At 69.2% G+C, this 21,295-nt stretch carries 19 protein-coding genes; 15 read left to right on the forward strand and 4 right to left on the reverse strand.

Translation table 11 applies throughout. The annotated features are described in order from the left end of the window. Positions 1 to 61: 61 nt before the first annotated feature. The 6 genes from AWB94_RS27145 (at position 62) to AWB94_RS35275 (ending at position 4,908) form a co-directional block, all read left to right on the forward strand. Positions 62 to 598, forward strand: coding sequence for a LemA family protein (locus tag AWB94_RS27145; protein ID WP_062655556.1), 537 nt, complete (start codon positions 62 to 64; stop codon positions 596 to 598). 19 nt (positions 599 to 617) lie between these two features. Continuing rightward, positions 618 to 1,544 carry a methionyl-tRNA formyltransferase gene (gene fmt, locus AWB94_RS27150; protein ID WP_062655555.1) on the forward strand — a complete coding sequence of 309 codons (927 nt, stop codon included), beginning with the start codon at positions 618 to 620 and terminating at the stop codon, positions 1,542 to 1,544. Further along, positions 1,541 to 2,920, forward strand: a complete 1,380-nt coding sequence (locus AWB94_RS27155) for an RsmB/NOP family class I SAM-dependent RNA methyltransferase (RefSeq protein WP_062655554.1) — start codon at positions 1,541 to 1,543, stop codon at positions 2,918 to 2,920. Before fmt ends, AWB94_RS27155 begins: the two co-directional genes overlap by 4 nt. Before the next feature lie 6 nt (positions 2,921 to 2,926). Then, the gene (rpe, locus tag AWB94_RS27160; RefSeq protein WP_062655553.1) at positions 2,927 to 3,634 is read left to right on the forward strand and encodes a ribulose-phosphate 3-epimerase; all 708 of its coding nucleotides are present in this window, start codon (positions 2,927 to 2,929) and stop codon (positions 3,632 to 3,634) included. Next, on the forward strand, positions 3,631 to 4,638 hold the full coding sequence (gene ribD, locus AWB94_RS27165) for a bifunctional diaminohydroxyphosphoribosylaminopyrimidine deaminase/5-amino-6-(5-phosphoribosylamino)uracil reductase RibD (RefSeq protein WP_062655552.1): 1,008 nt from the start codon (positions 3,631 to 3,633) through the stop codon (positions 4,636 to 4,638). The genes rpe and ribD overlap by 4 nt, the downstream gene beginning before the upstream one ends. A gap of 120 nt (positions 4,639 to 4,758) precedes the next feature. After that, complete coding sequence (locus AWB94_RS35275) at positions 4,759 to 4,908, forward strand: hypothetical protein (RefSeq protein ID WP_165576385.1); 150 nt, start codon at positions 4,759 to 4,761, stop codon at positions 4,906 to 4,908. Here AWB94_RS35275 and AWB94_RS27170 read toward each other — a convergent pair whose 3' ends face one another. Beyond that, positions 4,909 to 6,492: an MFS transporter gene (locus AWB94_RS27170; RefSeq protein WP_062655551.1), complete on the reverse strand. Its 1,584-nt coding sequence runs from the start codon at positions 6,490 to 6,492 to the stop codon at positions 4,909 to 4,911. Beyond that, positions 6,492 to 7,223 carry an LppX_LprAFG lipoprotein gene (locus AWB94_RS27175; RefSeq protein ID WP_062655593.1) on the reverse strand — a complete coding sequence of 244 codons (732 nt, stop codon included), beginning with the start codon at positions 7,221 to 7,223 and terminating at the stop codon, positions 6,492 to 6,494. The genes AWB94_RS27170 and AWB94_RS27175 overlap by 1 nt, the downstream gene beginning before the upstream one ends. 73 nt (positions 7,224 to 7,296) lie before the next feature. Between AWB94_RS27175 and AWB94_RS27180 the strand changes: the two genes are divergently transcribed. Further along, complete coding sequence (locus tag AWB94_RS27180; protein ID WP_062655550.1) at positions 7,297 to 7,929, forward strand: riboflavin synthase; 633 nt, start codon at positions 7,297 to 7,299, stop codon at positions 7,927 to 7,929. A gap of 228 nt (positions 7,930 to 8,157) precedes the next feature. Here AWB94_RS27180 and AWB94_RS34775 read toward each other — a convergent pair whose 3' ends face one another. After that, on the reverse strand, positions 8,158 to 8,823 hold the full coding sequence (locus tag AWB94_RS34775) for a hypothetical protein (RefSeq protein ID WP_131805222.1): 666 nt from the start codon (positions 8,821 to 8,823) through the stop codon (positions 8,158 to 8,160). Here AWB94_RS34775 and AWB94_RS27190 point away from each other — a divergent pair. The 4 genes from AWB94_RS27190 to AWB94_RS27205 all read left to right on the forward strand — a co-directional run bounded on the left by AWB94_RS27190 (position 8,804) and on the right by AWB94_RS27205 (position 15,353). Next, positions 8,804 to 12,988, forward strand: coding sequence for a cadherin-like domain-containing protein (locus AWB94_RS27190; protein WP_131805221.1), 4,185 nt, complete (start codon positions 8,804 to 8,806; stop codon positions 12,986 to 12,988). The genes AWB94_RS34775 and AWB94_RS27190 overlap by 20 nt on opposite strands. A gap of 117 nt (positions 12,989 to 13,105) precedes the next feature. Then, positions 13,106 to 14,380 (forward strand): bifunctional 3,4-dihydroxy-2-butanone-4-phosphate synthase/GTP cyclohydrolase II, encoded by a 1,275-nt coding sequence (locus AWB94_RS27195; protein WP_062655547.1) that lies wholly within the window; start codon positions 13,106 to 13,108, stop codon positions 14,378 to 14,380. Next, entirely contained in the window at positions 14,377 to 14,850 is a 474-nt protein-coding gene (gene ribH / locus AWB94_RS27200) for a 6,7-dimethyl-8-ribityllumazine synthase (RefSeq protein WP_062655546.1), read from the forward strand. The genes AWB94_RS27195 and ribH overlap by 4 nt, the downstream gene beginning before the upstream one ends. After that, positions 14,847 to 15,353 carry a PH domain-containing protein gene (locus AWB94_RS27205; protein WP_062655545.1) on the forward strand — a complete coding sequence of 169 codons (507 nt, stop codon included), beginning with the start codon at positions 14,847 to 14,849 and terminating at the stop codon, positions 15,351 to 15,353. Before ribH ends, AWB94_RS27205 begins: the two co-directional genes overlap by 4 nt. Here the strand turns inward: AWB94_RS27205 and AWB94_RS27210 are convergent. Continuing rightward, complete coding sequence (locus AWB94_RS27210; protein WP_234811899.1) at positions 15,328 to 15,819, reverse strand: GNAT family N-acetyltransferase; 492 nt, start codon at positions 15,817 to 15,819, stop codon at positions 15,328 to 15,330. The genes AWB94_RS27205 and AWB94_RS27210 overlap by 26 nt on opposite strands. A gap of 169 nt (positions 15,820 to 15,988) precedes the next feature. Here AWB94_RS27210 and AWB94_RS27215 point away from each other — a divergent pair, with 169 nt between their 5' ends. Genes AWB94_RS27215 through uvrC form a run of 4 tightly spaced genes read left to right on the forward strand, consistent with a single transcriptional unit; the run spans position 15,989 to position 21,289 of the window. Then, a complete protein-coding gene (locus tag AWB94_RS27215; RefSeq protein ID WP_131805220.1) occupies positions 15,989 to 16,606 on the forward strand; it encodes a hypothetical protein in 618 nt (205 codons plus the stop codon). Further along, the gene (locus tag AWB94_RS27220) at positions 16,603 to 17,922 is read left to right on the forward strand and encodes a MurL-like N-terminal domain-containing (RefSeq protein WP_062655543.1); all 1,320 of its coding nucleotides are present in this window, start codon (positions 16,603 to 16,605) and stop codon (positions 17,920 to 17,922) included. The genes AWB94_RS27215 and AWB94_RS27220 overlap by 4 nt, the downstream gene beginning before the upstream one ends. After that, the gene (locus AWB94_RS27225; RefSeq protein ID WP_062655542.1) at positions 17,915 to 19,216 is read left to right on the forward strand and encodes a Mur ligase family protein; all 1,302 of its coding nucleotides are present in this window, start codon (positions 17,915 to 17,917) and stop codon (positions 19,214 to 19,216) included. Before AWB94_RS27220 ends, AWB94_RS27225 begins: the two co-directional genes overlap by 8 nt. 9 nt (positions 19,217 to 19,225) lie before the next feature. After that, on the forward strand, positions 19,226 to 21,289 hold the full coding sequence (gene uvrC, locus AWB94_RS27230; protein WP_062655541.1) for an excinuclease ABC subunit UvrC: 2,064 nt from the start codon (positions 19,226 to 19,228) through the stop codon (positions 21,287 to 21,289). Positions 21,290 to 21,295 lie beyond the last annotated feature (6 nt).

Raw genomic sequence — 21,295 nt, forward strand, 5'->3', positions numbered from 1 at the left:
GCGAAGGACCCGACGGTGTGCACCAGGGCGGGGATCAGCGCGGCGGAGGAGGAGGTGGATCATGGTGAGGTTCTTGCTGATTCTGGTGCTGCTCATCGCGGTGGCGGTGCTGGTCGGATTCGTGGCCGGCTACAACAGGCTGCGCGGCGCCGAGGTGCGGGTGTCGGAGGCGCTGTCCGGGATCGACGTCGAGCTGACCCGGCGCGCCGCGCTGATCCCCGCCCTGGTGCACACCGTCGGGTCCTTCGCCGCCCATGAGAAGGCCGTCCTGGATCGGGTCACCGATGCGCGGGCCGAGTTGACCGCCGCGACCGGCGGGGCATCGGTGACCCAGCGCAGCGCCGCCGAACGCAACCTCGACGATGCCGTCGGCCAGGTACTGGCCCTCGGGCAGAGTTATCCGCAGCTGAACTCGTCGGACAATTTCCTGGACCTGCAGCGCAACCTCGCCGATACCGAGAACAAGCTGGCCTTTGCCCGGCAGTACTACAACGACGCGGTGGCCACCCTGAACCGGCTGGTGGCGACCATGCCCTGGATGTTCGTCGCACCGCTGGCCGGGGTGACCGAACGGGAGTTCTACCAGGCGCCGCACTAGCGGGCCCTAGACTGTCTCGGTGCGTCTCGTCTTTGCCGGTACCCCCGAACCCGCGCTGCCCTCGCTGCGCAAGCTCATCGATTCACCCCGTCATGAGGTGGTCGCGGTGCTGACCCGCCCCGACGCGGCGGTCGGCCGGCGCGGCACCCCGGTGCCCTCGCCGGTGGCCCGGCTGGCCGCCGACCACGGTATCCCGGTGCTCCGGTCGGCAAAGCCCAACAGTGCCGAATTCGTCTCGGAGCTGACCGAATTCGCGCCGGAGGCGTGCGCCGTGGTGGCCTACGGTGCCCTGCTGCGCGACGAGTTGCTCGCGGTACCCACACACGGCTGGATCAACCTGCACTTCTCCCTGCTGCCGGCCTGGCGCGGTGCTGCACCGGTGCAGGCGGCGATCGCGGCGGGGGACACCGTGACCGGCGCCACCACGTTCCGCATCGAACCGGCCTTGGATTCGGGACCCGTCTACGGGGTGGTGACCGAGACCATCCGCCCCACCGACACGGCAGGGGATCTGCTTGACCGCCTTGCGGTCTCGGGTGCGGGCCTGCTGGAAGCCACCATGGACGGCATCGCCGACGCGACCCTGGTTCCGGTGCCGCAGCCCGCCGAGGGGGTCACCATCGCACCCAAGATCACCGTCGAGGACGCCCGGGTGCGCTGGAGCTCGCCCGCCCACGCGGTCGAGCGCCGGATCCGGGCCGTCACCCCCAACCCCGGGGCCTGGACCACCATCGGCGACACCCGGCTCAAGGTCGGCCCGGTGACCGTGGACGAGGACAAACGGCTGGAGCCCGGCTGCGTCGAGGTGGGGCGACGTGACGTGTGGGTCGGCAGCGCATCACATGCCTTGCGGCTCGGGTGGATTCAGCCGCCGGGTAAGAAGCCGATGGCCGCTTCCGACTGGGCACGCGGCGCGCGGCTGGATCAGGGGGTGCGGGCACAGTGAGTCGCCACCACAATCCACGCCAGCAGAAAGTACCCCGGCGCAAGCCGTTGGACCCGGCCCGGCGGGCCGCCTTCGACGTGTTGCGCGCGGTCAGTGAGCGCGACGCGTACGCCAACCTGGCGTTGCCCGCCCTGTTGCGCGAGCGTGGCATCACCGGACGGGATGCGGCCTTCGCCACCGAGCTCACCTATGGCACCTGCCGGACCCGCGGGCTGCTGGATGCCGTGATCGTCGCCGCGGCCGGCCGGCCGCTGGACCGGATCGACCCGGTGCTGCTGGACCTGCTGCGGCTGGGTACGTATCAACTGCTGCGCACCAGGGTCGACCCGCATGCTGCCCTGGACACCACCGTCGACCAGGCCGGTATCGAATTCGACACGGCGCGAGCGGGTTTCGTCAATGGGGTGCTGCGCACCATCTCCGAACGCGACGAAGCCTCCTGGGTGGCCGAGCTGGCGCCCGGCGACGCCGTCGGCAAGGCCGCGTTCGTGCACGCCCATCCACGGTGGGTGGCCCAGGCATTCGTCGATGCGCTGGGCGCCGATGCCGGCGAGCTGGACGAGCTGCTGGCCAGCGACGACGCCCGCCCTGTCGTGCACCTGGCGGCCCGGCCCGGCGTGCTGACCGCCGCGGAACTGGCCGAGCAGGTGGACGGCACCGTGGGCCGGTATTCGCCCTACGCGGTGTACCTGACCGGTGGCGACCCCGGCGAGCTGGCGGCGCTGCGCAAGGGGGCGGCCCAGGTCCAGGACGAGGGCTCGCAGCTGGTGGCTCGGGCACTGACGCTGGCCCCGGTCGCCGGCGCCGACGGCGGCAACTGGCTGGACCTGTGTTCGGGCCCGGGCGGGAAGACGGCGCTGATCGCCGCGCTGGCGGGCGACACGGGCGCCCGGGTCACCGCGGTCGAGCCGGCCCCGCACCGCGCCGAGCTGGTGGAGCAGAACACGGCCGGGCTGGGCGTACCGGTGTTGCGGGTGGACGGCCGCGAACCCGGCCTGGACCCGGGCAGTTTCGACCGGGTGCTGGTCGACGCGCCGTGCACCGGCCTGGGTGCCCTGCGGCGCCGCCCCGAAGCCCGGTGGCGGCGCCAGCCCGGCGACGTGCCGGCGCTGGGCAAGCTGCAGCGCGAGCTGTTGGCGTCGGCGATCCGGCTGACCCGGCCGGGGGGAGTGGTGCTGTACGCGACGTGCTCGCCGCATCTGGCCGAGACGGTGGGTGTGGTGGCCGATGCGCTGCGCCGTCAGCCCGTGCAGGCGCTGGACACGCGGCCGCTGTTCGAGGGCGTCGACCGCCTGGGCGATGGGCCGTACGTGCAGTTGTGGCCGCACCGGCACGGTACCGATGCGATGTTCGCCGCGGCACTGCAAGTACGCTGACCACCCATGGCAGGTCAGTCTCCCGTCGATTCGCTCGTCCCGGCCCCACTCATCGCCCCGTCCATTCTTTCCGCCGATTTCGCCAGGCTCGCCGACGAGGTCGCCGCGGTGCAGGGCGCGGACTGGCTGCACGTCGACGTGATGGACAACCATTTCGTGCCGAACCTGACACTGGGCCTGCCGGTGGTGGAAAGTCTGCTCAAGGTCACCGATATCCCGATGGACTGCCATCTGATGATCGAGGACCCGGCGCGCTGGGCCCCGCCGTATGCCGAGGCGGGGGCCTACAACGTCACCATCCACGCCGAGGCCACCGACGACCCGGTCGCGGTGGCCCGTGATATCCGGGCCGCGGGCGCCAAGGCCGGGCTGAGTGTGAAGCCGGGCACCCCGATCGACCCGTACCTGGAGATCCTGCGGGATTTCGACACCCTGCTGGTGATGTCGGTGGAGCCGGGGTTCGGTGGGCAGAGCTTCATCCCCGAGGTGCTGGCCAAGGTCGGCATCGTCCGCCGGCTGGTGGACGCCGGAGAGCTGCGGGTCGTGGTGGAGATCGACGGCGGCATCAACGCCGACACCATCGAGGCCGCGGCGGAAGCCGGTGTGGACTGTTTCGTGGCCGGCTCGGCCGTCTACAACGCCGACGATCCCGCCGAGGCGGTGCGGCGGTTGCGTGCCCAGGCGGCGGCGGCATCGGCGCACCTGGCGCGATGACGTTCACGGCCGCCATGCGCCAGGCCATCGACGCCTCCGAGCGGGTGAAGGGCACCACGTACCCGAATCCGCCTGTGGGTGCGGTCATCCTGGACGCCGGCGGCCAGGTCGTCGGGGTGGGCGGCACCGAGCCGCCGGGCGGCGCGCACGCCGAAGTGGTGGCGCTGCGGCAAGCGGGGCAGCGGGCCCGCGGCGGCACCGCGGTGGTCACCCTGGAACCGTGCAACCACTACGGGCGCACCCCGCCCTGCGTGGACGGGCTGCTGGCCGCCGGTGTGACGCGGGTGGTGTACGCGGTCGGCGATCCCAATCCCGCCGCCGCCGGCGGCGCACGGCGGCTCGCCGATGCTGGCGTCGAGGTGGTGGCCGGCATCGCTGCGACAGAGGTCACAACCGGTCCGCTGCGTGAGTGGTTGTACAAGCAGCGCACCGGCTTGCCTTATGTCACATGGAAGTTCGCCACCAGCGTGGACGGCCGCAGTGCCGCGGCCGACGGCAGCAGCCAGTGGATCACCAGCGAAGCGGCCCGCCGTGACGTGCACCGGTTCCGGGCGGCCGTCGATGCCATCGTGGTGGGGACCGGCACCGTGTACATCGACGATCCGACGCTCACCGCGCGGCTGCCAGACGGCACGCTGGCCGCGAACCAGCCGCTGCGCGTGGTGGTCGGTGAACGGGAGATCCCGTCGGAAGCCAATGTGCTCAACGATGATTCGAACACCATGGTGATCCGCACCCATGATCCGCGCGAGGTGATGCGGGCGCTCTCGGACCGGACGGCGGTGCTGGTGGAGGGCGGTCCGACGCTGGCCGGGGCGTTCCTGCGGGCCGGGGTGATCAACCGGATCCTGGCCTATGTGGCGCCGATTCTGCTGGGTGGTCCGATCACGGCCGTCGACGATGTCGGCGTGCTCAGCATCGCCGGCGCGCAGCGCTGGCGGTTCGACGGCATCGACACCATCGGGCCGGATGTGCGGCTGAGCCTGGTGCCCAACGGTTCCTGACGCGGGGCCCCGGCAGGCCGCTGCTCCCCACGTTTTTCCGGCACGCCGGTACAATTCAAGCAAAGCGCTTTCGCAGACGAGTTGCGCAGTCAACGACGGTACCGACGAATGGATAAGCGCATGACTCTGTTACACGACTGGCTCGGGATCTCCCCGCTGACCTCGCAGACCGTGAAGTCCTTGGTGTGGGGTGTGCTGCGCGGTGGCGAACCCGCAGAGCCGCCGCGCCGCAAGCCCAAGGCCATGCGGCGCGGCGTCGAACGCTGTTAGCTACTTCGCGTGCCGCGGCACGTTCGCCACGGGTTCGGCTGCGGCCGCGTCGGTTTCATCGGCGTGCTCACCGCGCCCGCTGACGAACAACGCGCAGACGGCGCCCACCACGCACACGATCGCGGTGATCAGGAAGATGCTCGCGTACTGCATGGTGTAGGCCTGCCTGGTGGCCTCGGCCAGCCGGGCGCCCTGGGCGATGAGGATCCCGCCCGGTGTGTCTGATGTCGGTGCCGGCAGGGCGGCCAACCGTTCCTGGAGATACTGGTTGAATTTGTACAGGCCCCACGCGCTCAGTGCGGCGATCCCGATCAGCATGCCGATCATCCGGGCGACGACCACCGCGGCCGACGCGATGCCATGCTCGGCTGCGGGCACCACCCGCAGGGTGGCCGAGGTGAGGGGGCCGATCACCAGGCCCAGTCCGATACCGGCCAGTGCCAGGTCGGTGCCGAAGGTCGGCAGCGCGACCACACCCAGATCGTGGTGCGCCGTAAGCACATTGGTGTCCCAGTGCGATACCAGCCAGTACGCGAAGGCCGCGATCAGCAGACCCACCAGACCCACGATCCGGTCCCCGATGCGGGTGGCCACCCAGCCACCGACGAGCGCACCGATGGGCAGCGCGCCCAGGAACCACAGCAGCAGGAACACCGCTTCGTTCTGGCTCTTGCCCAGCACACCCTGGCCGAACAGTTCGACGTTGACCAGCGTGACCATCAGGGCGGCGCCGGCGCACAACGAGGCGGCCAGCGCGGCCAGGAACGGGCGGAAGTGCACCCCGGCGGGCTCGATCAACCGCGTCTTGGCGAACTTCTCCCACACGAAGAACCCGATGGCCACCACCAGTGCCGCGATCAGCACGGGCGGGCCGTAGCTGGGCAACACCTGCTTGCCGTCGGGTGACTGGTTGTACATGCCCACCACGGCGAGTCCGAGCGCGACGGCCAGCAGCACCCCGCCGACCACGTCGACCTTCTGCGGCTCCTTGTTGCGATCCCGCGCCGGCAGGCTGACCTGGATCAGCACCATCGCCACGAGCACCAGCGGCACGTTGATCCAGAACACGTCGCGCCAGGTGCTCAGCGCCCACACCACGGCCAGGCCATAGAGCGGTCCGAGCACGCTGCCCAGCTCCTGGGCGGCGCCGATCCCGCCCAGCACCGTGGCGCGGTTGCGGGCCGACCAGAGATCGGCGGCCAGCGCGAGGGTCACGGGCAGCAGGGCGCCGCTGGCGGTGCCCTGGATGACGCGGCCGATGACCAGCATGGTCAGGTCGGTGGACAGGGCGGTGACCACCGAACCGACGGCGAAGCCCAGCAGGCTGGCCTGCAGCAGCAGTTTGCGGCCGAATCGGTCCGAGGCCCGGCCCAGCAGCGGCATGGCCGCGATATAGCCGAGCAGATACCCGGTGATGATCGGGGTGACCTGCTGGATCTGGTTGAGCGGGATGCCGATACCGGCCGGCGGGGCCGCCATGATGTCGCGGATCACCGCGATGACGACGTAGGTGTCCAGCGCGCCGAGCAGCACGGCAAGCCCACCCGCGCCGATGGCGAGACCGCGATTGGTGCGGGCCGGCATCAGGCGGCGGGTTTGTCGACGGTGACGGTCTTACCCCAGTCCGACAGCGTCATCTGAATGTTCTTGCCCTGCTCGACGTCGAATTTCACCTGCTGCAGCTGGTGGTCGCCGCCCTCGCTGATCCAGGCGGTGCCGGGGATCGGGCCGGTGACCTTGAGCGCCGGGGCGATCTTGTTCATGGCCTCGGCGGGCACGGTCCCGGTGATCTTGACGGCGTCGACGCCGTTGACCGACTCGCGGCCCTCGGCCTTGGGATCGGTGAAGCTGGTGAGGATGTTGGCCAGCCCGTTCTCCGGGCTCAGGATGGTGGAGATGTCGTAGATGTCGGCGGCGGGCCCGAAGTTCTCCATCGCACCACCGGCGGTGATGGCTCCGTAGAGGTTGCCGTCGGAGACCACGAACTTCACGTCGGAGAGCTTCTGGCCGAGGAACATGATGTCGGCCTTACCCTGCGCGGCGACCGCGGGCGTCAACGTCATGTCGCCGGTCAGGACGGTGATCGGGAGAGCCTTGATATCGCCGGTCGTCGTGAGCACCACATGCGCGCTGGTCTGCTTGCGGGTGGTGTCCGCGGACTGCTTGAGCAGCGTGGCGGCGTCGGGGAGGGGCGCGTCATCGGTCTTCGACGACGACGAGCACCCGACAAGTCCCAGCGCGGCCAGGAACACGGCCAGGAAGGGAATCAGGAAACGGAAAGAGCTTCGGACTGCACGGCGTTGGCGCGTCTGCATATCCAGCATCGTAATGGGTGAGGCTGGGCGGCCCGGTTCTACGCCGGTCGGGGTGCTCACTAGCCTGATATCCATGTTCACCGGAATCGTTGAGGAACTGGGCGAGATCGTCGGAATTGACAAGCTCGATGATTCGGCCCGTCTGGTCATCAAAGGCCCGGTCGTGACGTCCGATGCGGGCCACGGTGACTCCATCGCGGTCAACGGTGTGTGCCTGACGGTGGTCGACGTGCTGGCCGATGGTGCCTTCACCGCGGATGTGATGGCCGAGACACTGAACCGGTCGAGCCTGAGCGTCGTCGAGGTGGGCAGCCCGGTCAATCTGGAGCGTGCGGCCGCGGTGAACAGCAGGCTCGGCGGCCATATCGTGCAGGGCCACGTCGACGGCACCGGTCGGGTGATCTCGCGGACGCCGTCGGAGCACTGGGAGGTGGTGCGCATCGCGCTGCCCGCCGAGCTGTCCCGGTACGTGGTGGAGAAGGGCTCGATCACCGTGGACGGCATCTCGCTGACGGTGTCGGGACTGGGGGGTGTTACCGGGGCGAGCGAAGCGACGGGGAGTGACACCGGGGACTGGTTCGAGGTGTCACTCATCCCGACCACGCTGGCGCTGACCACGCTCGGCCGCGCCGCCGTCGGCACCCCGGTCAACCTCGAGGTCGATGTCATCGCCAAATATGTGGAACGGCTGATGTCGGCTCGGTAGCGGCGTTCCATTGCTACTTGTCGGGTTGGTGTCACTTCAGCAACAGGAACCTGTTCTAGACCCAGCCGTCCAGCCTCCGGAAAGACTCGACCCAGCTTTTTCCTAGGAAAAGCTGGCTCAGTATTGACGCACGTGTTAACTTTCGCGGCAGTCAATTAGAAACCCGCTGGATGGCCGCTGCGCTGCGGCCCGCCCGGACGGGGAGTCGGGAAGGAACACCGTGGCGGCTCATCGCAAGAGTTCAGCGAAAACCCGGAAGCGTGCTAGCGAGTTCGCAGTCGCCGCATTCCTGGGGTTGTCGGTCGCGGCAGCGCCCGCCATCGCGGCGGCGGACACCGGCGACAACAACACGCCGAACGGCGACGCCTCACCCGGGTCGGCCGGCAGCACCGGCGGGACCACGGGCACCGCTACCGGCACCACGGGGAGCGCCACCGGCACCACCGGCTCGACCAGCGGCGCCACCACCGGGACCTCGGGTTCGACCGGTGGCGGCACCACCGGGACCGGATCGGGCCAGACCGGTTCCGCCGCGCACGAGACGAGCACGTCCGGTTCCACCGGGACGACCACCACCACGAGTGTGAACGGCGGCCCCACCACGACGGTGAGCAGCTCGGGCGGCGCGCACACCGGGACCGCGGGCACATCCGGCACCGGCACGGGCACCGGGACTGCGGGGACGACGGGCACCACCGGCACGAGCACGGGCCCCGGCACGAGCACCGAAACGCCGGTTGTCCAGCAGCCCGGTGCCGGATCGACGAACCCGACCACCGGCTCGACCCCCACCACCGAACCCACGCCGACCCCCACGACCGAGCCGACCCCGACCACCGAGCCGACCCCGAGCACCGGCGCCGAGCAGCCGGTGGTGACCGGCACCTCGTCCACGAGCACGCCCACCGTGTCCGGGGCCAAGACCGCGACAGCCGCGACGGCGCCGGCACTGTTCAGCGCGTCGGCCACCACCCCGACGCCCAATGCCCTGGCCGCGGTCACCGACCTGGTGCCCAAGCCGCCGACCATCCCGGCGTTCAACCCCTTCATGGGCATCATCAACGCCCTCGCCACCGGCCTGGAGAAACTGCTGCCTGCCTACGACGCCGACCCGATCCTGGCGCCCTCCCAGGTCGCCGCCGGCTGGGTGGTCGCGATCAACCAGATTCTGGCGGGCACCTACTGGAACGGCGCCCCGACGCCGTTCACGGTGCCGGTCTACATCCTGATGGTCGCCGCCTACCAGCGCTACGAGAACCTGGCCACCAACCATCTGCCGGGTGCCCCGTCCGTCGTCGCCACCGGGCCGCTGCCGGGCACCTACAAGCTCACCAGCACCGATCCCGACGGCGACCCGCTGACCTACTGGGTGGACAGCCAGCCCAGCCAGGGCGCGATCGTGATGATTCCCGACGGTTCGTTCAGCTATGTGCCCACCCTGGCCGGGCTGCGCGACGGCGCCGACGTCACCTTCACCGTCCGCATCAACGACAGCCTCGGTTACCTCGCGCATCCGCTCACCCCCGACGGCAACGACGCCTACTACACCGTGAGCTTCCACTACGCCGGCAGCGGCCTGAACAACCTGCCCGAATTCGACTCCGACGGTGCCCCGACCGTCGTCGCGGTCAACCAGGTCACCGGCATCGTCACCGGCACCTCGCATGCCACCGATCCGGACGGCGACACCCTCACGTACTCCGGAATCGCGTTGTACGGCAACGTCGTCGTCAACTCCGACGGCTCGTTCACCTACACGCCGACCGACACGGCCAGGCACACCGCCGCCGGTGACCTGGCTGCCTCGCTCGGTTTGGACAAGGACCTGGTGACCATCACCGTCAATGACGGCCGCGGTGGTATCGCCTTCAAATCCGTTGCGGTCGACGTGGTTCCGTCGAACGCGGGACCGACCGTCGACAAGGTCACCGTCGGCGACCCGAATGCCCTGCTGGGCACCGTGATCGGCAAGGTCACCGCCCACGACGACGACGGCGACGTCATCTCCTACGGCCCGGTGCTGATCACCACGAGCAAGGGCGGCGTGGTCGCGGTCAGCCTGCTCACCGGCGACTTCACCTACACCCCGTCGCTGGCGGCGCGGCACGCCGCGGCCGCCGACGACGCCACCGACGACGACAAGTCGGACACCTTCACCGTCACCCTGACCGACGGGCACGGCGGCAGCACCGAGGTGGAGGTCACCGTGGGTGTCGCTCCCGGCCTCGACCTCAACTCTGCCCCGGTCTTCACATCCAACCCGACGGTGACCAACACCAACCCGAGCACCGGCGTGGTGACGGGAACCTTCACCGTCAAGGACGACGACGGCGACACCCTGCACTACCTCGTGACGAACCTGCTGGGCCCGCTCACCGGCTCGGTGACCCTCGACGGTGGCACCTTCACCTACACGCCCACCGCCTCGGCCCGTCACCTGGCCGCGAGCATCCCGCTCACCGACACGGTGACCATCACCGTCACCGACGGGCACGGCGGGATCACCATCAAGTCGGTGGCCGTTTCCATCCTGTCCGACAACTCGGCGCCCCAGGTCACCAATGTCCAAGTGGGCAGCCCGAATTCGCTCGGCATCGTGACCGGCAAGGTCACCGCGGGCGACCCCGACGACGGCGACATCATCAGCTACGGGCCGATCACCTTCACCACCGGCAAGGGCGGCCTGGTCACCGTCGGAGCCCTCACCGGCACCTTCAGCTACGCGCCCTCGCTGACGGCCCGGCACCTGGCCGCGTCCACCACCGCGACCGCCGACGACAAGGTGGACACGTTCACCATCACGGTGAGCGACGGCCACGGCGGCACCGTCGACGTGCCGATCTCGGTGGACATCCTGGGCGCCAACACCGATCCGGCCGGTCTGCCCAGCATCAGCCTGCCCGACTCCAACGGCGTGGTGCGCGGCAGCATCATCGGCACCGACCTCGACGGTGACTCGCTGAGCTACAGCCTGGTCAACGGCTCCAACCCGACGGGCGCCACCACCGGCTCGTCCTACTCGGTGGGTGGTGGCATCGTGCAGTTGGCGGCCGACGGCACCTACACCTTCATCCCCAAGCCGTCCACGTCGATCATCCCGGGCCTGGATACCGACTCGTTCTACGTGACCATCACCGACGGCCACGGCGGGACCTCGACGGTGAAGGTGACCCCCCTGGCCAACCTCACCATCGGCACCTCCACCACCTCGACCGCACCCAACGTGGAGAGCGGCAAGCTCAACGTCTCCAACGGCAACACCGGGCTGCTCACCTACAGCCTGGGCACCGACGCGGCCAAGGGCACGGTGGTGGTCAACGCCGACGGCACCTACACCTACACCCGCAACCCGGCGCTGGGCCACAACATCACGGCCGCCGACACCTTCACCGTGCTCGGCACCGATGCGAACGGCCGCACCATCACGGTGGCGACCGTCAGCGTGTCCCCGCCGCTGGTCAACACCGCCCCGTCGGCCGGCGGTGCCGGCACCACGATCTCGGACAGCAGCCTGATCGATCGCGGCATGATCGGCGGTGTCGCCGTCACCCCGGCCACCCAGACCACCACCGGCACGTTCACCACGACCGACCCGGACGGCGATCCGGTGACGTTCGCCGGCGGCATCTACAACACCACCAAGGGCGGCACCGTCACGGTCACCTCCGGTGGCGGGTTCCTGTACAGCTGGATCACCTACTCCGACGCGCACCACAAGGCCGCCGCCGACAACGCCCCCGCCTCCGACAAATTCGACACCGTCACCATCAACGTGTCCGACGGTCAGGGCGGCACGACGGCGGTCACCTTCTCGGTGCCGATCATCGCCAGCAACGCCGGACCGTCGTCGAACGTGTCGGTGGGCTCGGCCGACACCCTGGGTGTGGTGCGCGGGTCGGTCTCGGGTTCGGACAGCGACGGGGACTCCGTCACCTACAGCCTGGTCAACGGCGGTAACCCGGCCGGGGCCACCACCAACTCCGCCTACACCACCAATGGCGGTGTGGTGCAACTGAAGTCGGACGGCACATTCGTCTACATCCCGACCACCTCGGCGGCCGGCACCGACTCGTTCAAGGTCACCGTCTACGACGGGCACGGCGGTAGCAGCACCGCCACCGTCAGCGTCCCGATCGTGGCGCCGAGCACCACGACGCTGGGCACCGCCACCAACGTGCAGAGCGGCAAGCTGAGCATCCCGACCGCCGACCTCGGTCTGCTGACCTACGGCAAGGGCTCCGACGGTGCCAAGGGCACCGTGGTGGTCAACGCCGACGGCAGCTACACCTACACCCGCAACGCGGCGCTGGGCCACTCCACCACGCCCAACGACACCTTCACCATCACCGGCACCGACGCCAACGGCAAGACCGTGACATTCACGGTGAGTGTGGCACCGCCGGTGGCCAACGCGGCGCCGACGGGTGGCAGCGTCACCATCACCAGTTCGTCGCTGAACCTGGTGAACCTCGGTGTCACCAAACGGCAGTCGACCACCGGCACCATCGCGGCCTCCGACGCCGACAACGACGCGGTCACGTTCGGCGCCGGAACACTGTCGACCACCAACGGCGGGACCGTCACCGTCAACGCGGACGGCACGTTCTCCTACACCATCGACAAGGCGTTCACCACGTCGTATTACCACGACGCGGCCAAGATCGGGGCCACCGGCAACACCGTCGCCGACTCCTTCACCGTGACGATCAACGACGCCTTCGGCGGCAGCACCAGCTACGTGGTGAAGGTGCCGATCTATGCGGAGAACAGCGCGCCATCGGCGCTCCCGGCCGGACTGAAGATTCCCGAAACGTTCCTCGCCGGCGCCTCCTGGTCGGGGCTGCTGTCGTCCGACGGCGACCTTGACGGGCTGACGTACACCGTCACCCAGCAACCGCAGCATGGCAACGCGTCCTATGCGGCGGGCATCCTGAGCGTCACCAAGGATGCCAACAGCGGTGACACCATCACCCTCACTGTGACCGACGGCTACTACGTCGTGGACAACGGCGTGGTCACCTCGACGCCCGCCAGTGCGTCCAGGACCTATACCGTCTGATCGATCCCCGCGGCCCGTCCCGATGCCCGCCGGTCCCCAGGGACCGGCGGGCATTAAACGTCGCGGTGCGGTGGTTCATACTGAGGTGGAAATGCGAACGCTAAAAGGTGGCACAAGATGACGAGGCTCGATTCCATCGAGCGGGCCGTGGCCGACATCGCGGCGGGCAAGGCCGTCGTGGTCATCGACGACGAAGACCGCGAAAACGAGGGCGATCTGATTTTCGCCGCCGAGAAGGCCACCCCCGAATTGGTGGCGTTCATGGTGCGTTACACCTCGGGTTATCTGTGTGTGCCGCTGGATGGCGCCATCTGTGACCGCCTGGGCCTGCTGCCCATGTACGCGGTGAACCAGGACAAACACGGCACCGCCTACACCGTCACGGTGGACGCCAAACAGGGCGTCGGCACCGGCATCTCTGCATCGGACCGCGCCACCACCATGCGCGCGCTGGCCGATCCGGGCGCCGTCGTCGAGGACTTCACCAAGCCCGGCCACGTGGTGCCGCTACGGGCCAAGGACGGCGGGGTGCTGCGCCGGCCCGGCCACACCGAGGCCGCCGTCGACCTGGCCCGGCTGGCCGGCCTACAGCCGGCCGGCGCGATCTGCGAGATCGTCAGCCAGAAGGACGAGGGCGCCATGGCCCAGACCGACGAGCTGCGCATCTTCGCCGACGAACACGACTTGGCCCTGATCTCGATCGCCGACCTGATCGAATGGCGCCGCAAGCACGAGAAGCACATCGAGCGGGTCGCCGAGGCCCGTATCCCGACCCGGCACGGCGAGTTCCGTGCCGTCGGATACACCAGCATCTACGAGGATGTCGAGCATGTCGCCCTGGTGCGCGGCGACATCGCCGGCCCGGAATCCGACGGCCACGACGTGCTGGTGCGGGTGCACTCGGAATGCCTGACCGGCGACGTGTTCGGTTCGCGCCGGTGCGACTGCGGGCCGCAGCTGGACGCGGCCATGGCCATGGTGGCGCGCGAGGGCCGCGGCATCGTGCTCTACATGCGCGGGCACGAGGGCCGCGGCATCGGCCTGCTGCACAAGCTGCAGGCCTACCAGTTGCAGGACGCCGGCGCCGACACCGTGGACGCCAACCTGGAACTGGGCCTGCCCGCCGACTCTCGCGACTACGGCATCGGCGCCCAGATCCTGGTGGACCTGGGTGTGCGGTCCATGCGGCTGCTCACCAACAACCCGGCCAAGCGGGTGGGCCTGGACGGCTACGGGCTGCACATCATCGAGCGGGTTCCGCTGCCGGTGCGGGCCAACTCGGAGAACATCCGCTACCTGATGACCAAACGTGACCGGATGGGGCACGACCTGGTGGGCCTGGAGGACTACGACGAAGTTTCCCCGCCGGGGGAGTTCGGTGGCGCCCTGTGAGCGGTCACGGTGTACCCGACCTGCCCGATATCGACGCCTCGGACGTGTCGCTGGCCATCGTGGCCAGCACCTGGCACACCACCATCTGTGATGCCCTGCTCGACGGTGCGGTGCGGGCCGCCAAGCAGCTCGGGGTGACCGAACCGAGCATCGTCCGGGTGCTCGGTGCGATCGAAATCCCGGTGGTGGCACAGGCATTGGCCGCCAAGCACGACGCGGTGGTCGCGCTCGGTGTGGTGATCCGTGGAGAGACACCGCATTTCGACTACGTGTGTGACGCCGTCACCCAGGGCCTGACCCGGGTGTCGCTGGACGAGTCCACCCCGGTGGCCAACGGCGTGCTGACCACCAACACCGAAGCGCAGGCGCTGGACCGGGCCGGGCTGCCGAATTCCGGTGAGGACAAGGGCGCTCAGGCGGTGGCCGCAGCCCTGTCGACGGCGGTGGTACTCCGCGACATCCGGTCATGACGGCCGGCGAGGAGCCGGAGGCGGATGGCACGCCTGCACAGGCGTCCTGGGAGCTGGACATCAAGCCGCATCTGACCCCGTACTTCGTCTATCTGGCGGCCTTCCTGATCGCCGCGGCCCACATCACCGTCGGCTTCCTGCTCAAGGTGGGGTCCACCGGCGTGGTGTTCCGCACCTCCGATCAGATCGCCATGGGTGTGCTCGGCGTGCTGCTGGGCGGCCTGGTGCTGCTGTTCGCCCGGCCCCGGCTGAAGGCCGGACCCACCGGAATAGCCGTCCGGAACCTGCTCGGTTACAAGCTGATTCCATGGTCGGACGTGGTCGACGTGTCGTTCCCCGGCGGTGCCCGGTGGGCCAGGGTGGACCTGGCCGACGACGAGTACACGCCGGCCATGGCGATCCAGGCGGTGGACAAGGAGCGGGCCGTCGACGCGATGGACCGGCTGCGCGCGCTGCTGGACCGCTACCGGCCCGACCTCAACTCACGGTCAGCGACATCGTGACCTCGTCCGCGGTGGCCCCCTCGGCCGAGCAGACGACGAACCCCAGACTGTCGTACACGGCCCGCGCACGGGCGTTGTCGATGTTGACCCGCAACGTCACCCGGCGCACCCGCTGAGTGCGTGCCCAGCGCACCGCCTCGGCCACCAGCGTCCGACCCAGACCCAGCCCACGAATGGACGGGTCGAGCCACAGCGAGTACAGGTAGACGGCCTCCGAACCCTGGCGCTGCGCGGCGATCAGCCCGATCGGCCGGTTGTCCACCACGATGGCGAACTGGGCGTGCGCGCGCAGCCGTCGGCGCCACTGGGCGGCGGTGAAGGTGGACTCCCGCTGGAACTGGGGATCGTCGGTGCCCAGCGCGTCGGTGAGCGCACGCAACCGCACCCCGGCGAAGGCTCGCCAATCGGTCTCGGTCAACCGGGCGACCCGCGCGCCACTCATCTCCGTGCCCGTCCCGTGCGCCATGGCGTCCAGTATCGCTGCTGCTGGTTACGGTAGTATCGGCATGTCGATGACTACTCCCGCGTTCGTATCCACCTCGGCTGACGGCCCCTCCGGAAGCGACACACCGCTCGTCTCGGCCACCGCACTCATCGGGGGTCTCGGTACCCAGCCCGCCGTCACACTCCCGGTCGTGACCGGACGCGAACCCGATTACGACGCCCTCTGGCACTGGCTGGCCGAGCCCGCGGAATTCTTCGGGGTCGCCATGCCCGCCGCCGACGGGTTGCGGCGAGCGATGACCGACGCCACCACCGAACTGCACCGCAGGTACGGCACCGCCACCGCGGCAGTTACCGTGCTGGTCGTGGACGTGGCCGGGGCGCCGCAGTTCGTGGTCACCGGCACACCGATCGAACCGGTGCGCCCCCGGCCGGTCAGCCTGGCCACCCGTGCCGGCGTGGCGGCGCCGCCGTACTGGCAGCAGATGGCCGCCCGCACCACCAGCCGGGCCGACGCGCTGCTGACCGCACGCGAGCTGGCCGGCGCCGGACACGCCGACGCGGTACCGGCCGACGGTCGCCGCATCGGGGCGCCGCTGTTGGGTGCGCTGCTGTGCGACACGCGTGACGGTCGGATCGGCCTGGGCGCCGACCGGCTGGCCCGGCTGCGCGCGGCCGGGTTGCTGGGCGCCGACGTCACCACCACTGCCGACGACCCGGTCGACCTGGACGCCGTGCGGCGGGCGTGGTGGGTGTCACCGGTATTCGAGACCCATCCGGTGAGCGCGATCGGGGATCGCCGGTTATGAGCGAATTCCGTCCCGAGACCTTCGATGCGCTGGTGATCGACGGGTACCAGGCGGTCGATGGCACGCTGAAGCTGCATTACACCCTGCGTGGCGCCGATCCGGTCGGCTTCACGGAGGTGATCGATTTCGGCGCGAGTCTTGCCGGCGCACAACCACATCCGCTGTTGTCCCGGTTGCTCGCGCTCACCTGTTCGCTGAGCTATTACAAGGCCGCCGCTCCGCCACGCATCGAAATCGCCTTTCCCACTCACGAATTCGAAAAGGTTTACCTGCGCCGCCTGGTCGAGGGTGGGCTCGGGGAGTTCGCGTACCGTAACGACCTGCCCGCCGCGCTGAGCCCGGAGGTCACCGGACCGCAGGCCGAAACGACCGAGATCGCCACCGACACCTGGGATCCGGGAGCCACTCCGCTGGTGCCCGTGGGCGGCGGCAAGGACTCGGTGGTGAGCATCGAGGCGTTCCGCCGGCACGGGGTCAAGCCGGTGCTGTTCAGCGTCAACCGGTATGACCCTATCGACCGCTGTATCGAGGTCAGCGGACTGGACAGCGTGCACGTACGGCGCAGCATCGACCGCCGGTTGATCGAGGCCAACGCGAACGGCGCCCACAACGGCCACGTCCCGGTGACCGCGATCAACAGTGTGATCGGCCTGATCGTGGCCGACGCCAACGGTTTCGGACCCGTGGTGCTGTCCAACGAACGCTCGTCGAATGTGGGCAACGTCGAGTGGCTGGGCCGCGATATCAACCACCAGTGGTCCAAGAGCATCGCCTACGAGACCTTGTTGCGGGATACGCTGGGGCAGTACGGATGCAATCCCGACCGGTACTTCTCGCTGCTGCGACGGCTGTCCGAATCGCAGATCGCCGACCGGTTCGCCACCTGCCCCGACTACTTCGGCGTCTTCACCAGCTGCAACCGGCTGTTCGCGCTGGACCCCGCCCGCCGTGCCACCTCGTGGTGCGGGCACTGCCCGAAATGCCAGTTCGTGTTCGTGCTGCTGGCCCCCCGGCTCGGCCGCGCCCGCCTCGAAGAGATCTTCGGCACCAACCTGTTCGGCGACCCCGGCCAGCGGGACGGTATCGCCGATATTCTCGGCCTCGGTGTGCACAAACCGTTCGAGTGTGTGGGGGAGTACTACGAGGCCGCCGAGGCGATGCTGACGGTGCTGGACGACGACAGTTGGCAAGGGCTGCCCCTGATCGACGAATTCGCCTCCCATCGCAGCGCATTGGAAGCCGTCGCGGCCGCTCAGGACAGCACGCCGGCCGACCATCACATCCCGCCGCGCTACGCGAAGCTGCTCGATGACTGACCTGGCGGGTCGGGTCGTCGGCATCTGGGGGCTGGGCAAAGAGGGGCTGTCGATGGCCCGTACCGCGGCCGCGCACGGCGCCCAGCGCATCGTCGCCGTCGACGACCGGGCCGCCGAGCTGGCAGAAACCGAAATACCGCGGATGACAGCACATTTCGGCCCGGATGCGGTGTACCTGTTGCGTGATGTCGACATCGTCTTCGTCAGTCCCGGCGTGCCGTGGCGGCATCCGTTGTTCGAGGAGCTGCGCCGCGGCGGGCCGCAGGTGTCCAGCGCCGCCGACTGGTACCTGAGCGGGCACGGGGATCGCACCATCGGCGTCACCGGCACCAAGGGCAAGAGCACCACCGCGGCGTTCCTGGCGCACCTGCTGACCAGCCTGGGCGCATCCGCCGTGGTGGCGGGCAACATCGGTACGCCGCTGTCGGATCTGTCGGCGTCCGGCCTCGAGCCGTGCGACGACCGATGGGTGGTCGCCGAATTGTCGAGTCAGCAGTGCGCGCTGCTGCGCAGTTCACCGGCGGTGGCCGTGATCACCAACCTGTACCAGGACCATCTGGACTTCCACGGCGACGTCCAGAACTACTACGCGGCCAAGGCGCACATCTTCGACCACGGGGCCCGGGCGCTGATCACCACGCCGGACGTGGTCACCGCGCTGGACGGCATCGGGATCACCGCACTGCCACCGGTGGTGCGGCTGGTGGAGCCGGCGACCGCGCGGGCACCGGGCGCAACGGGTGTGATGTCCTATCCGCACAACGTGGCCAATGCCGCGCTGGCCGTACACGCCGCGGCCGAGGTGCTCGGCAGGCCGGTCACCGACGCGGAACTGGACGCGGCCGCCGCCACCTTCACCGGACTGCCGCACCGGCTGCAGACGGTACGCACCACCGGGCCGACCCGCTGGGTCGACGACACGCTGGCCACCACGGGGGAAAGCGTGGTCGCCGCGCTGCGCGCCATGCCGGCCGGTGCGCACGTGGCGCTCATCGTCGGCGGCATGGACCGCCAGCTCGACTACCGCCAACTCGACGACTACCTGTGCAGCGGGCAGCGCCGGGTGACGCTGATCCAAGGACCGTCCAACGGCGCGCTGATCGGGACCCGGTTCGCGCGCTCGCATGCCGACCGTGCCCACCGGGTGCCGAGCCTGGAGCAGGCCGTACGGCTGGCCGCGGGGCTGCCCGGCATCGATGTGGTGCTGTTGTCGCCCGGCGCGGCCAGTTACGACATCTACCGCAATTACGAAGCCAAGGCCGCAGCGTTCTGCGGTTACATCGACACGCTCTAACCTGGACCCGTGCCCGATCCAGCGACGTACCGGCCTGCGCCGGGTTCCATCCCGGTGGAACCCGGGGTCTACCGTTTCCGGGATCCGCACGGCCGGGTGATCTACGTCGGCAAGGCCAAGAGCCTGCGCAGCAGGCTGAACTCCTACTTCGCGGATATCGCCGGGCTCGCGCCGCGGACCCGGCAGATGGTGATGACGGCGGGCAGCGTCGAGTGGACCGTGGTGTCCACGGAGGTCGAAGCGCTGCAGTTGGAATACAACTGGATCAAGGAGTTCGACCCGCGGTTCAACATCCGCTACCGCGACGACAAGTCGTATCCGGTGCTGGCGGTGACCCTCAACGAGGAGTACCCGCGGTTGTTCGTCTACCGCGGCCCCCGCCGCAAGGGGGTGCGCTACTTCGGGCCCTATTCGCACGCCTGGGCCATCCGCGAGACCGTCGACCTGCTCACCCGGGTGTTCCCGGCGCGCACCTGCTCCGCGGGAGTGTTCAAGCGGCACAGCCAGATCGACAGGCCGTGCCTGCTGGGCTACATCGACAAGTGCTCGGCGCCGTGCATCGGCCGGGTCAGCGCCGAACAGCATCGCCAGATCGTGCTGGACTTCTGCGATTTCCTCGCGGGCAAGACCGACCGGCTGGTGCGCGATATGGAGCGGCAGATGAACGCGGCGGCCGAGGAACTCGATTTCGAGCGGGCCGCGCGGCTGCGCGACGACATCGGGGCGCTCAAACGTGCACTGGAGAAGCAGACCGTGGTGTTCGGCGACGGCACCGACGCCGACGTGGTGGCCTTCGCAGCCGACGAACTGGAAGCCGCGGTGCAGGTGTTCCACGTCCGCGGTGGCCGGGTCCGCGGTCAGCGGGGCTGGGTGGTCGAGAAGACGGCCGAGCCCGAGGCCGAAAATGGCTCGGACGCCGGGCAATCCGCCGAGGCGCAGCTGGTCGAGCAATTCCTCACCCAGTTCTACGGCGATCAGGCCGAACTCGGCGACGGCGCCGCCGATCAGGACGAGGCCACCAATCCGGTGCCCAAACAGGTCCTGGTGCCGGTCCTTCCGGACAATGCCGACGAACTCGCCGAGTGGCTGTCCGGATTGCGCGGGTCGCGGGTGTCGCTGCGGGTTCCGGTCCGCGGTGCCAAGTTGGCGCTCGCCGAGACCGTCGCCCGCAATGCGAAAGAGGCACTGGCCCAGCACAAACTCAAGCGCGCCGGTGATTTCAACGCGAGATCCGAAGCGCTGCAAAGCATCCAGGATGCTTTGGGGCTCAACGATGCCCCGCTGCGCATCGAATGCGTGGACATCAGCCACGTGCAGGGCACCGACGTGGTGGCCTCGATGGTGGTGTTCGAGGACGGGTTGCCGCGCAAGTCCGATTACCGGCATTACGCCATCCGTGAGGCCGCCGGCGGCGGCCGCTCCGACGACGTCGCCTCCATCGCCGAGGTGACCCGGCGCCGGTTCGCGCGGCACATCGCCGACGCCGAGCGGCCGATGGTGGCCGAGGGCCGATCGCGGCGCTTCGCCTATCCGCCCAACCTGTACGTCGTCGACGGCGGCGCACCGCAGGTGAACGCCGCGGCGACCGTGCTCGACGAACTGGGCATCACCGATGTCGCGGTGATCGGTCTGGCAAAACGGCTGGAAGAGGTGTGGGTTCCCAACCTGGACGGCTCGTCGCCGGATCCGGTGATCTTCCCGCGCAACAGCGAGGGCCTGTACCTGCTGCAGCGGATCCGTGACGAAGCCCACCGGTTCGCCATCACCTATCACCGCAGCAAGCGTTCCAAGCGGATGACGGCCTCGGCGCTGGATTCGGTGCCCGGGCTGGGGGAGCACCGGCGCAAGGCGCTGGTCACCCATTTCGGATCGGTGTCGCGGCTGTCGGCGGCCAGTATCGACGAGATCACCGCCGTGCGCGGCATCGGGGTGGCCACCGCGCGGGCGGTCCTGGAGGCACTCGGCGCCACCGCCGACGACCCGGTCGCCCCCGATTCCGGCGCGGCAGCCGCAGTTATCGACAATGATCGAGACCACCAAGATCAACCCAGTAACCAACAGGCATCGGGGTGACAGACC

It is taken from the genome of Mycolicibacterium canariasense (assembly GCF_002101555.1).
GTDB lineage: Bacteria > Actinomycetota > Actinomycetes > Mycobacteriales > Mycobacteriaceae > Mycobacterium > Mycobacterium canariasense.

Coding starts and splice junctions, on each gene's coding strand:
- AWB94_RS27225 (WP_062655542.1), top strand. CDS start 17,915: ATGACTGACCTGGCGGGTCGGGTCGTCGGCATCTGGGGGCTGGGCAAA.
- AWB94_RS27180 (WP_062655550.1), top strand. CDS start 7,297: ATGTTCACCGGAATCGTTGAGGAACTGGGCGAGATCGTCGGAATTGAC.
- AWB94_RS27175 (WP_062655593.1), bottom strand. CDS start 7,223: ATGCAGACGCGCCAACGCCGTGCAGTCCGAAGCTCTTTCCGTTTCCTG.
- AWB94_RS27220 (WP_062655543.1), top strand. CDS start 16,603: ATGAGCGAATTCCGTCCCGAGACCTTCGATGCGCTGGTGATCGACGGG.
- AWB94_RS27145 (WP_062655556.1), top strand. CDS start 62: ATGGTGAGGTTCTTGCTGATTCTGGTGCTGCTCATCGCGGTGGCGGTG.
- AWB94_RS27195 (WP_062655547.1), top strand. CDS start 13,106: ATGACGAGGCTCGATTCCATCGAGCGGGCCGTGGCCGACATCGCGGCG.
- AWB94_RS27210 (WP_234811899.1), bottom strand. CDS start 15,819: ATGGCGCACGGGACGGGCACGGAGATGAGTGGCGCGCGGGTCGCCCGG.
- AWB94_RS35275 (WP_165576385.1), top strand. CDS start 4,759: ATGACTCTGTTACACGACTGGCTCGGGATCTCCCCGCTGACCTCGCAG.
- rpe (WP_062655553.1), top strand. CDS start 2,927: ATGGCAGGTCAGTCTCCCGTCGATTCGCTCGTCCCGGCCCCACTCATC.
- ribD (WP_062655552.1), top strand. CDS start 3,631: ATGACGTTCACGGCCGCCATGCGCCAGGCCATCGACGCCTCCGAGCGG.
- AWB94_RS27170 (WP_062655551.1), bottom strand. CDS start 6,492: ATGCCGGCCCGCACCAATCGCGGTCTCGCCATCGGCGCGGGTGGGCTT.
- AWB94_RS27205 (WP_062655545.1), top strand. CDS start 14,847: ATGACGGCCGGCGAGGAGCCGGAGGCGGATGGCACGCCTGCACAGGCG.